We start from the raw sequence: 10,272 nt of genomic DNA, 5'->3' as shown, positions 1-10,272 counted from the left end.
GGGTGGCGCGCTTCCGGCCGCCGCGCACTTCAGCCTGACCCCGCCATGAGTTCCAAGCAGACCGGCCCTGACGAGCTGGAGGGCACAGAGCAGCCTTTCGTCTCGCACCTGATCGAGTTGCGCGATCGCTTGATCCGCTCGCTGATCGCGGTGGGCGTGTGCTTCGCGGTGCTGGCCATCTGGCCCGGCCCGGCCGGCCTGTACGACTTGTTGGCCGCCCCCTTGGTCGCGAGCCTGCCCGCCGGCGCCAAGCTGATCGCCACCAACGTGATCTCGCCCTTTCTCGTGCCGCTGAAGATCACGCTGATGGCGGCCTTCCTGCTCGCGCTGCCGGTGGTGCTCTACCAGGTCTGGGCCTTCGTCGCGCCGGGCCTGTACACGCACGAGAAGAAGCTGGTGCTGCCGCTGGTGATTTCGAGCACGGTGCTGTTCTTCGTCGGGGTGGCGTTCTGCTACTTCTTCGTGTTCCAGAAGGTGTTCGCCTTCATCCAGAGCTTCGCGCCCAAGAGCATCACCGCAGCGCCTGACATCGAGGCCTACCTGAGCTTCGTGCTGACGATGTTCATTGCCTTCGGCGCGGCCTTCGAGGTCCCCATCGTCGTGGTGGTGCTGGCGCGCATCGGGCTGGTGAGCATCGAAAAGCTGAAGGAGTTTCGCGCTTACTTCATCGTTCTTGCGTTCATCGTCGCCGCGGTGATCACGCCGCCCGACGTCGTGTCGCAGCTGTCGCTGGCGATCCCGATGTGCCTGCTCTACGAGGTGGGCATCCTCGCCGCGGGGTTGTTCATCAGGCACACCCAGGCGCCCGAAACCACCGACTGAGGCCGGCGGCTCACTCCTCGTTGCGCTGCGCGGCGGATTTCGGACGCTGCGCCACCGTCACTTTCAGCTCCAGTGCCTTGTCGCCGCGCTGCACGGCGATCAAGGCCTCCGAGCGGGGCTTCAGCGCCGCCACCGCATTCATCAGCTGCGCGGTGTTGCGCACCGGCTTGTCGCCGATGCGGGTCACCACGTCGCCCGGCTTCATGCCGGCGCTGCTCGCAGGGCCGTCCTGCAGCACGCCGGTGATCAGCACGCCCTCGTGCACCGGCAGCTTGAAGCTCTGAGCGAACTCAGGGTCGAGGTCGCGCGGCTGCACGCCGATCCAGCCGCGGGTCACGTGGCCATCACGGACCAGGCCTTCCATCACCTGGCGCGCCAGGTCGATTGGGATCGCAAAGCCGATCCCCAGGCTGCCGCCCGAGCGTGAATAGATCGCCGTGTTGATGCCGATCAGGTTGCCGTTCACGTCGATCAGCGCGCCACCGGAATTGCCGGGGTTGATCGCGGCATCCGTCTGGATGAAATTCTCGAAGGTCGACAGGCCCAGCCCGCTGCGACCCACGGCGCTGACGATGCCGGAGGTCACCGTCTGGCCGACGTTGAAGGGGTTGCCGATTGCCAGCACCGCGTCGCCGATCTGCATCTGCTCGATGTTGCCCAGCGTGACGGTCGGCAGGCGGTCGAGCTCGATCTTCAGCACCGCCACGTCGCTCTCGGGGTCGGTGCCGACCAGCTTGGCCTGCGCCTCGCGGCCATCCGACAGGCGAACCTGGATGTCGTCGGCGCCGTCGACCACGTGGTTGTTGGTCAGCAGGTAGCCCTCGGACGAGACGATGACCCCCGAGCCCAGGCCGATCTGCGGCTCGGTGCGCGCCGGCTGCTGACCGAAGAAAAAGCGGAACCACGGGTCCTGCGAGCGGGGGTCGCCCTGGATGGCTGGTGCCCGGCTGGCCGTGACGCTGACCACCGCGGGCGCGGCGCGGCGTGCCGCAGCTGACAGCGGCTGGAGCACGGGCTTGCCGGTCGCCATCGTGACGGGCACGTTGCCGTCGTCGACGGTGGTGGCCCGGTGAACGCCGGGCACCAGGCCGCGCTGCTGCAGCCATTCCGGCTTGAAGGTTCCGACGACGAACAGCACCGCCACGGCGACCGTCACCGTCTGGGAGAATACGAGCCAGATTCTGCGCATGGCACTTGGAAGGGTGGAAAGTCCGATGGCGGCACGGGCCGAAGTCGAAGCGTTTCTTCAGCAACTGCTGGCACCGGAGCGGTTCAAGGATTATGGGCCGAACGGTCTGCAGGTGGAGGGCCGTGCCGAGATCCACAAGGTGGTCTCCGGCGTCACAGCCAGCCTCGCGCTGATCGACGCGGCGGTCGACGCGAACGCCGACATGATCCTGGTCCACCACGGCCTGTTCTGGCGCGGCCAGGACGGGCGCCTGACCGGCTGGTTGAAGGCCCGCGTCGAGCGGCTGATCTGCGCTGGCGTGAGTCTGTTCGCCTACCACCTGCCGCTGGATGCGCATGCCGAGCTTGGCAACAATGCGCGCTTCGGCGCGGAGCTTGGCTTGCGGGCCGATGCCCGCTTCGGCGAGCAGGACCTCGGTTTCATCGGGCCGGCCGGCGGGTTGATGACGCTGGGTGGTCTGCACGAGCGGGTGACCCGCTCGTTGGGCCGGGCGCCGACCGCCGTGCCGGGCGACGGGCGCCCGCTGCGGCGCGTCGCCTGGTGCACCGGTGGCGCGCAGGGCTACTTCGAGGCGGCCATCGCAGCCGGTGCCGATGTGTTCCTGACCGGCGAGATCTCCGAGCCGCAGGCTCACCTGGCGCGCGAGACCGGCGTGGCCTTTCTCGCTTGCGGCCACCATGCGACCGAACGGTTCGGTGCGCCGGCGGTGGCGTCGCACCTCGCCGAGTCGCTCGGTCTCGCGCACGAGTTCATCGAGATCGACAACCCGGCATGAAGAGCCACGCAGCGCCGCCGCTGATCGTCACGATGGGCGATGCCTGCGGCATCGGGCCGGAGATCATCGCCATGGCCTGGGCGCGCGCTGCGCTCGGCCCCGCGGTCGTGTGCGGCGACGTGCAGGTGATGCGGCGCGCGCTCAAGGCGACCGGGCTGGTGCGGCCGGTGGCCTGCCTCGAATCCCCGCTCGATCTCGCCGATGTGCCCGAAGGGACGCTGCCGGTCTGGCAACCGGCAGGTTTGCCGGCAGGCACGGCCGAACTGGCCTGGGGGCGCGTATCGGGCGTGGCCGGTGCCGCCGCCGCACGCTGCATCGAGGCGGCGGTGGCCGAGGTCATGGCCGGACGCGCGGGCGCGCTCGTCACCGCCCCGATCCACAAGGAGGCCCTGGCCGCCGCGGGCGTGCCGTATCCGGGCCACACCGAGATGCTGCAGGCCCTTGCCGCACGGCACGCCGGCCAGGCCGAGCCGCCGCCGGTCCGCATGATGCTCGCGAACGACGAATTGCGCGTCGTGCTCGTGACCATCCACGTGTCGCTTCGGCGCGCGATCGAACTGCTCGATACGCCGCGCATTCTGCAGACGCTGCGCATCACGCACGAGGCCGGTCGCCGCTTCGGCATCGCCCACCCCCGTATTGCCGTGGCGGCGCTGAACCCGCACGCCGGCGAGGGCGGGCTGTTCGGCGACGAGGAACGAACCATCATCGCGCCGGCCATCGAGGCGGCGTGCGCCGAGGGCATTGCCGCCAGCGGGCCCCATGCGCCGGATACGGTGTTCATGCGCGCCCGCAATGCGCAGGGCCACCCGGGCGAGTTCGACTTCGTCGTCGCGATGACACACGACCACGGGCTGATCCCGGTCAAATACCTCGGTGTCGAGCAGGGCGTCAACGTCACGCTGGGCCTGCCGTTCGTGCGCACCAGCCCCGACCACGGCACGGCCTTCGACCTCGCCGGCACGGGCCGCGCCGACCCGGCCAGCCTGATCGCCGCGGCGCGCATGGCGCGCCGGCTGGCCAACGCCTGAGCCCCTACTTCGCGCGCAGCGCGTCGCGGATCTCGCGCAGCAGCACCACGTCTTCCGGTGCCGGCGGCGGCTCGGCCGGGGCGGGGGCGGGTTGCTGCCGCTTCAGCCGATTGATCTGCTTGATCATGACGAAGATGATGAGGGCCAGGATGATGAAGTTCAGCGCCACGGTGATGAAACTGCCGTAGGCGAAGACCGCACCGGCCTTCTTGGCCTCGGCCAGCGTGGCGGCCGTCTGCCCGGACAGCGGAATGAAGTAGTTCGAGAAGTCGAGTCCCCCGAACAGCACGCCCACGAAGGGCATGATCAGATCGGCGACGATCGAGTCGACGATCTTGCCGAACGCTCCCCCGATGATGACGCCGACCGCGAGGTCGACGACATTGCCCTTCATCGCGAATTCCCTGAACTCCGTCGCGAACCCCATGTGAGACTCCTTGTGGCTTGTGGATGCAGTGCGGTGCCGAGCCGTCGCCGCGGCGCCCGCTTGCAGTATTGCCGCTGACGCTTCGCTGTCAATCGAATCGACCGCGTTCGTCGCGCACGACAGCGGCCGTCAGGCTCCGTGCATGTTGTCCGCTAAAATGCCCGATTGCCCGAGACCGGATCCCTTCGATAGCCGCGTCTCACCAAGTCTTCCAGAGCTCCAAGAAGGACCCCCATGAGTGATAACGCGGTGGACCAAGGCAAGCGCACGTGGCTGATCACCACCAGTTGCGCGGGTGCCGTGGGTGGCGTGGCGGCGGCCGTGCCCTTTGTCAGCACCTTCGCCCCGTCGGAGCGTGCGAAGGCCGCCGGCGCCCCCGTCGAGGTCGACATCGGTGGCCTGAAGCCCGGGGAGAAGATGACTGTCGAGTGGCGCGGCAAGCCGGTCTGGGTCGTGCGCCGCACGCCGGAGCAACTGGCTGCCCTGAAGAGCAACGACGGCCAGTTGGCCGACCCGAACTCCGAGCGCAAGGCCTACCCGATCCCCGAGTACGCAAAGAACGAAGCGCGCTCGATCAAGCCCGAGTACCTGGTCGTCGTGGGCATCTGCTCGCACCTGGGCTGTTCGCCGTCCGACAAGTTCGCCGCCGGCCCGCAGCCCTCGCTGCCGGACGACTGGAAGGGCGGCTTCCTCTGCCCCTGCCATGGCTCGACGTTCGACATGGCCGGCCGCGTCTTCAAGAACAAGCCCGCGCCTGACAACCTCGAAGTGCCGCCGCACATGTACCTCTCCGACGCCAAGCTGCTGATCGGCGAGGACAAGAAGGCCTGACGCGACAAGATCCAAGAAAGGCAACCATGGCTGAATTCAAAGTCGCGCCGGCCGACGCGCCGCTCGCCCAGAAGGTCACCGTCTGGTTCGAGAACCGGTTCCCCACCGCGTTCGACGAGTACAAGAAGCACATGTCGGAGTACTACGCTCCGAAGAACTTCAACGTCTGGTACTTCTTCGGCTCGCTGGCCCTGCTGGTGCTGGTGATGCAGATCGTCACCGGCATCTTCTTGACGATGCACTACAAGCCCGACGCGGCGCTCAATGCCGCCGGCGTGCCGGTCGCGTTCGCGAGCGTCGAGTACATCATGCGCGACGTGCCGTGGGGCTGGCTGATCCGCTACATGCACTCCACCGGGGCCTCGGCGTTCTTCGTCGTCGTGTACCTGCACATGTTCCGCGGCCTGATGTACGGCTCGTACCGCAAGCCGCGCGAGCTGGTCTGGATCTTCGGCTGCGCGATCTTCCTGTGTCTGATGGCCGAGGCGTTCATGGGCTACCTGCTGCCCTGGGGCCAGATGAGCTACTGGGGAGCCCAGGTGATCGTCAACCTGTTCTCGGCGATTCCCTTCATCGGCCCGGACCTGTCGCTGCTGATCCGCGGCGACTACGTGGTGGGTGACGCGACGCTGAACCGCTTCTTCAGCTTCCACGTGATCGCCGTGCCGCTGGTCCTGATCGGCCTGGTCGTCGCGCACCTGCTGGCGTTGCACGACGTGGGCTCGAACAATCCCGACGGCGTCGAGATCAAGGCCAAGAAGGACCCGGCCACCGGCATCCCGCTCGACGGTATTCCCTTCCACCCGTACTACACGGTGCACGACCTGGTCGGCGTCGGCGTGTTCCTGATGGTCTTCTGCGCGATCCTGTTCTTCGCGCCGGAGCTGGGCGGCTATTTCCTCGAGTACAACAACTTCATCCCGGCCGACCCGTTGAAGACCCCGCTGCACATCGCGCCCGTCTGGTACTTCACGCCGTACTACTCGATGCTGCGCGCGACCACCGATGACATGATCAAGGTGCTCGACGTGGTCATTGCGCTCGGTGCGATCGGCACGGTGCTCAAGGGCCGTCTCTCGGGCGGCGCGAAGATCGGCGTGCTCGTCGCCTCGGCGGTCGGCATCCTCCTGCTCAACGTCTTCGATGCCAAGTTCTGGGGCGTCGTGGTGATGGGCGGCGCGGTCATCATCCTGTTCTTCCTGCCCTGGCTCGACCACAGCCCGGTGAAGTCGATCCGCTACCGTCCGGCCTGGCACAGTGTGCTGTACGGCGTGTTCGTCGTCATCTTCCTGATCCTCGGCTACCTCGGTATCCAGCCGCCGTCGGCAGCCGGCACGATCGTGTCGCAGGTCGGCACCCTGTTCTACTTCGGCTTCTTCCTGCTGATGCCCTGGTGGAGCCAGCTCGGCACCTTCAAGCCGGTGCCCGAGCGCGTGACCTTCCATGCGCATTGACGAAATCGGCAGGAGATCCCTCACCATGATGAAGAAACTCGTTGCCGGCTGGATCGCCGCGCTGTGCCTGGTCAGTGGTGCCTTTGCCACCACCGGCGGCATGACCTGGGACAAGTTCCCGACCGAGCGCATGACCGACCTGGCCTCGCTGCAAAACGGCGCCAAGCTGTTCGTCAACTACTGCCTGAACTGCCACGGGGCTTCGTTCGTGCGCTACAACCGCATGAAGGACCTCGGCCTGACCGACGAGCAGATCAAGGACAACCTGATGTTCGCCGCCGACAAGGTGGGCGAGACGATGAAGGTCGCGCTCGACCCGAAGCAGGGCAAGGCCTGGTTCGGCACGGCCCCGCCGGATCTGTCGGTGATCGCGCGCTCGCGCGCTGGCCAGGGCACCGGTGCCGACTACCTCTACACCTACCTGCGCAGCTACTACCGTGACGACACCACGGCCACCGGCTGGAACAATCTCGCTTTCCCCAGCGTCGCGATGCCGCACCCGCTGTGGGAACTGCAAGGCCAGCAGCGCGCCGTGTTCGAGGAGGTCGCCGATCCGCACGAGCCGGAAAAGAAAACCCACCGGTTCAAGGCCTTCGAACCGATCACCCAGGGTAAGCTGAGCACCGCCGAGTACAACCAGGCGGTGGCTGACCTGGTCGCGTTCCTCCAGTGGATGGGCGAGCCGGCGCAGGGCCAGCGTGTGCGTCTGGGCGTCTGGGTGTTGATCTTCCTGGCTGTGTTCACCTTGTTCGCCTGGCGCTTGAACGCGGCGTACTGGAAAGACATCAAATGATCGCCTGTCCGGTGCGGCACGAGCCGCCCCGGGCCTCATGCGCAGTGAGCGCCCCCTCGGCGCCACTGCGTTTTTCCGTTTTCGGCCCCAAGCCGTACCGCTTCTGAACGCTTTGAAAAGGAGCCCACCGCCATGATGGTGCTTTACTCCGGAACCACCTGCCCCTACTCGCACCGCTGCCGCTTCGTGCTGTTCGAAAAGGGCATGGACTTCGAGATCCGCGACGTCGACCTGTTCGCGAAGCCCGAAGACATCGCGCTGATGAACCCGTACAACGAGGTGCCCATCCTCGTTGAACGCGACCTCATCCTGTATGAATCGCACATCATCAACGAGTACATCGACGAGCGCTTCCCGCACCCGCAACTGATGCCGGGCGATCCCGTCGCCCGCGCGCGTGTTCGGCTGTTCCTGTTCAACTTCGAGAAGGAACTGTTCTCGAACGTGAACATCCTCGAGGGCCGTGGCATCAAGGCGACCGACAAGCAGCTCGAGAAGGCCCGCGCGCAGATCCGCGACCGGCTGACCCAGCTGGCGCCGATCTTCCTGAAGAACAAGTTCATGCTCGGCGACGACTTCTCGATGCTCGACGTCGCGATCGCTCCGTTGCTGTGGCGCCTGGATTACTACGGGATCGACCTGTCGAAGAACGCGGCGCCGCTGTTGAAGTACGCTGAGCGCATCTTCTCGCGCCCGGCCTACATCGAGGCGCTGACGCCTTCCGAGAAGGTGATGCGCAAGTAAGCCGGCGCCGCCGGCCCGTTCCCTCATGACCCCCACGCTCCCGCCGACCCCGCCTTCGCCGCCCACCGGCCCCGACAACCAGGGCAGTTCGACCCGGCCGTACCTGATTCGGGCACTGCACGACTGGTGCACCGACAACGGCTTCACGCCTTACCTGGCGGTGTTCGTCGATGCGAGCGTGCAGGTGCCCAACGAGTACGTGAAGAACAACGAGATCGTGCTCAACGTCGGCTTCGAGGCCACCAGCGGGCTGAAGCTGGGCAACGAGTTCATCGAGTTCAAGGCCCGCTTCGGCGGCGTGGCTCGGGAGATCCTCGTGCCGGTCGACCATGTGGTGGCCATCTACGCGCGCGAGAACGGGCAGGGCATGGCGTTCCCGATGCCTTCCAGCGCACCCGAGGGCGCATCGGCCGGTGTGCCTCTGTCCGCCGAGCCCGGGGCCGACGTGGCCGGCGCCGCCCGCCCGCCGCGCGGTTTGCGCCTCGCGCGGACCGACGCCACCAGCGCCGCGCCGACCACGGCACCGGCCGCCCCGACCGGCGCAGCCGGCCCAATGGGCGATGACGGCGACGAGCCGCCGCCGCCGCCCCGCCCGGCGCTCAAGCGCGTCAAGTGAGCGCCCTAGAATCAACGACTTGGGCCGTGCCGGCTTAGCTCAGCTGGTAGAGCAACCGCCTTGTAAGCGGTAGGTCATCCGTTCGATTCGGATAGCCGGCACCATTGCCTTTTCCTCAAGACTCTTACGCCTGTCCGGATTGAACCTTCACGCGGACTGACGTAGGCTTCCACCCCCGCTCGACCAATGCCTGCTCGATTTCCGGCAGGCACTGGCGCAATTTTGCGGCCACCGCGCCGTTGGGCACCAGCAGGTTCCAGCCGGTCTCGTCCAGGACGCCCGCACGCACGTGGGGCTTCAGGCCAGGCGGCAGCACCCCGCGTACGGTCTCCAGCCGCGCTTCGGCCTCCTTCAGCCGCCGCAGCAGATCAGCCAGCGTGGTGCTGGCCGACAAGGCTTCGTGCAGCGGCCGGGTGTGAGGGCCGGGTGGGACAGGGGCAGACATCGGCCAAGGAGTTTAACGATGCAGATACTGATCACCCACGGCGGCCTGGCGCGCACCCGCGTGCTGAGCCTGAGCCGGTTGCAGATCGCCGTGGCGCTGTTCAGCCTGGTGGCGGCGCTGCTGCTGCTTTCCGGTGCCGTCTACCACTTCATCTTCCTGAAGGCGGCGCGCGAGGGCTGGCCGGTCGTCAGCCAGCTCGTGCGCCTGGTGGTGCGCGACGAGATCGCCCAGCGCGAGCGCTTCATGCAGGTCAACCTCGACGCGATGGCGCGCAAGGTCGGCGAGATGCAGGCGCGCATGGTCAACCTGGAGGCCATGGGCGAGCGCGTCACCGGACTGGCGGGCGTGAAGCCCGACGAACTCAAGGCGCTGCAGCGCCCGGCACCGGCGCCCGGCGGGCCGGCGCGGGCCGCCGTGGCCGGCCAGGGCGGCCCGTACCTGCCGCTCGCCCACCCGACGCTGGAGCAACTCGATGCCGCGCTCGCTGGCCTGGAGCAATTGGCCGAGCAGCATGGCGATGTGTTCACGCTGGCCGAATCGCGCCTGTTCGAGTCGCGCCTGAAGTCCCTGATGATCCCGAACAGCCGACCGGTCGATGCGCCGATCGGATCCGGCTTCGGCTTCCGCACCGATCCGATCACCGGCCGCCCGGCGCTGCACACCGGGCTTGATTTCTCGGCCGAGCCCGGCACGCCGATCGCCGCCGCCGCAGGCGGCATGGTCACGTCGGCCGGCTGGCACCCGCAGTACGGAAACCTGCTCGAGATCGACCACGGCAATGGCCTGACGACGCGCTACGCCCACACCCAGCGCATCCTCGTCAAGGTGGGAGATCTGATCAAGCGCGGCCAGCAAGTGGCGTTGGTCGGCAACACCGGCCGATCGACCGGCCCGCACCTGCATTTCGAGGTGCTGGTCGATGGCGTGATGCAGGATCCGGCGAAGTTCCTGGTCGCCAGCGCGCCGACATCGCCCGCGACGCGAACGGCCGCGCAGGCGAACCCGCCGCCGGTGGCGGCCGCCGTGGCGCCGCTGCAGCGCCCCTGAGCAGGCGCGCCCGACCCGGGTGCTAAACTCATCGGGTTTCGCGCCTGTGTCGCGCGGCCACTGCGTGGCTGCCTGAGACGGGCGCGCTTTCCGTTGCA

General features: G+C 67.4%; 12 protein-coding genes and 1 tRNA gene. 10 read left to right on the top strand and 3 right to left on the bottom strand.

All coding sequences use genetic code 11. The annotated features are described in order from the left end of the window. The first annotated feature begins 45 nt into the window (after positions 1-45). Positions 46-822, top strand: coding sequence for a twin-arginine translocase subunit TatC (tatC, locus tag VJ693_RS06775; RefSeq protein ID WP_324152752.1), 777 nt, complete (start codon positions 46-48; stop codon positions 820-822). Positions 823-832: 10 nt separating this feature from the next. Here the strand turns inward: tatC and VJ693_RS06770 are convergent, their stop codons facing one another. Next, on the bottom strand, positions 833-2,011 hold the full coding sequence (locus tag VJ693_RS06770; RefSeq protein ID WP_324152751.1) for a S1C family serine protease: 1,179 nt from the start codon (positions 2,009-2,011) through the stop codon (positions 833-835). A gap of 25 nt (positions 2,012-2,036) precedes the next feature. Between VJ693_RS06770 and VJ693_RS06765 the strand changes: the two genes are divergently transcribed. Continuing rightward, positions 2,037-2,786: a Nif3-like dinuclear metal center hexameric protein gene (locus VJ693_RS06765; protein WP_324152754.1), complete on the top strand. Its 750-nt coding sequence runs from the start codon at positions 2,037-2,039 to the stop codon at positions 2,784-2,786. Next, positions 2,783-3,817, top strand: a complete 1,035-nt coding sequence (gene pdxA, locus VJ693_RS06760; RefSeq protein ID WP_324152750.1) for a 4-hydroxythreonine-4-phosphate dehydrogenase PdxA — start codon at positions 2,783-2,785, stop codon at positions 3,815-3,817. The genes VJ693_RS06765 and pdxA overlap by 4 nt, the downstream gene beginning before the upstream one ends. A 4-nt stretch (positions 3,818-3,821) precedes the next feature. Here pdxA and mscL read toward each other — a convergent pair whose 3' ends face one another. Continuing rightward, a complete protein-coding gene (gene mscL, locus VJ693_RS06755) occupies positions 3,822-4,244 on the bottom strand; it encodes a large conductance mechanosensitive channel protein MscL (RefSeq protein ID WP_324152749.1) in 423 nt (140 codons plus the stop codon). Between the two features lie 234 nt (positions 4,245-4,478). Here mscL and petA point away from each other — a divergent pair, with 234 nt between their 5' ends. The 6 genes from petA (at position 4,479) to VJ693_RS06725 (ending at position 8,786) form a co-directional block, all read left to right on the top strand. Further along, positions 4,479-5,075, top strand: coding sequence for a ubiquinol-cytochrome c reductase iron-sulfur subunit (gene petA, locus VJ693_RS06750; protein WP_324152748.1), 597 nt, complete (start codon positions 4,479-4,481; stop codon positions 5,073-5,075). Positions 5,076-5,101: 26 nt separating this feature from the next. Further along, positions 5,102-6,529, top strand: coding sequence for a cytochrome bc complex cytochrome b subunit (locus VJ693_RS06745; protein WP_324152747.1), 1,428 nt, complete (start codon positions 5,102-5,104; stop codon positions 6,527-6,529). 28 nt (positions 6,530-6,557) lie between these two features. Then, positions 6,558-7,322, top strand: a complete 765-nt coding sequence (locus VJ693_RS06740; RefSeq protein WP_324152753.1) for a cytochrome c1 — start codon at positions 6,558-6,560, stop codon at positions 7,320-7,322. A gap of 132 nt (positions 7,323-7,454) precedes the next feature. Beyond that, positions 7,455-8,066: a glutathione S-transferase N-terminal domain-containing protein gene (locus VJ693_RS06735; protein ID WP_324152746.1), complete on the top strand. Its 612-nt coding sequence runs from the start codon at positions 7,455-7,457 to the stop codon at positions 8,064-8,066. 25 nt (positions 8,067-8,091) lie between these two features. Then, a complete protein-coding gene (locus tag VJ693_RS06730) occupies positions 8,092-8,682 on the top strand; it encodes a ClpXP protease specificity-enhancing factor (RefSeq protein ID WP_324152745.1) in 591 nt (196 codons plus the stop codon). Between the two features lie 28 nt (positions 8,683-8,710). Further along, positions 8,711-8,786 (top strand) — tRNA-Thr (locus VJ693_RS06725). Positions 8,787-8,806: 20 nt separating this feature from the next. Here the strand turns inward: VJ693_RS06725 and VJ693_RS06720 are convergent. Then, positions 8,807-9,076, bottom strand: coding sequence for a hypothetical protein (locus VJ693_RS06720; RefSeq protein WP_324152744.1), 270 nt, complete (start codon positions 9,074-9,076; stop codon positions 8,807-8,809). 69 nt (positions 9,077-9,145) lie between these two features. Between VJ693_RS06720 and VJ693_RS06715 the strand changes: the two genes are divergently transcribed. Then, the gene (locus VJ693_RS06715; RefSeq protein WP_324152743.1) at positions 9,146-10,174 is read left to right on the top strand and encodes a M23 family metallopeptidase; all 1,029 of its coding nucleotides are present in this window, start codon (positions 9,146-9,148) and stop codon (positions 10,172-10,174) included. The last annotated feature ends 98 nt before the right edge of the window (positions 10,175-10,272 follow it).

The organism is Ideonella sp. (assembly GCF_035254525.1).
GTDB lineage: Bacteria > Pseudomonadota > Gammaproteobacteria > Burkholderiales > Burkholderiaceae_C > Ideonella.
Note: the sequence above shows the minus strand (reverse complement) of the source record. Positions and strands in the feature narration are given on the sequence as shown.

What these genes read in the sequence shown, in the direction of transcription:
- tatC (WP_324152752.1), top strand. Translation starts at nt 46, where the DNA reads ATGAGTTCCAAGCAGACCGGCCCTGACGAGCTGGAGGGCACAGAGCAG.
- VJ693_RS06770 (WP_324152751.1), bottom strand. Translation starts at nt 2,011, where the DNA reads ATGCGCAGAATCTGGCTCGTATTCTCCCAGACGGTGACGGTCGCCGTG.
- VJ693_RS06765 (WP_324152754.1), top strand. Translation starts at nt 2,037, where the DNA reads ATGGCGGCACGGGCCGAAGTCGAAGCGTTTCTTCAGCAACTGCTGGCA.
- pdxA (WP_324152750.1), top strand. Translation starts at nt 2,783, where the DNA reads ATGAAGAGCCACGCAGCGCCGCCGCTGATCGTCACGATGGGCGATGCC.
- mscL (WP_324152749.1), bottom strand. Translation starts at nt 4,244, where the DNA reads ATGGGGTTCGCGACGGAGTTCAGGGAATTCGCGATGAAGGGCAATGTC.
- petA (WP_324152748.1), top strand. Translation starts at nt 4,479, where the DNA reads ATGAGTGATAACGCGGTGGACCAAGGCAAGCGCACGTGGCTGATCACC.
- VJ693_RS06745 (WP_324152747.1), top strand. Translation starts at nt 5,102, where the DNA reads ATGGCTGAATTCAAAGTCGCGCCGGCCGACGCGCCGCTCGCCCAGAAG.
- VJ693_RS06740 (WP_324152753.1), top strand. Translation starts at nt 6,558, where the DNA reads ATGAAGAAACTCGTTGCCGGCTGGATCGCCGCGCTGTGCCTGGTCAGT.
- VJ693_RS06735 (WP_324152746.1), top strand. Translation starts at nt 7,455, where the DNA reads ATGATGGTGCTTTACTCCGGAACCACCTGCCCCTACTCGCACCGCTGC.
- VJ693_RS06730 (WP_324152745.1), top strand. Translation starts at nt 8,092, where the DNA reads ATGACCCCCACGCTCCCGCCGACCCCGCCTTCGCCGCCCACCGGCCCC.
- VJ693_RS06715 (WP_324152743.1), top strand. Translation starts at nt 9,146, where the DNA reads ATGCAGATACTGATCACCCACGGCGGCCTGGCGCGCACCCGCGTGCTG.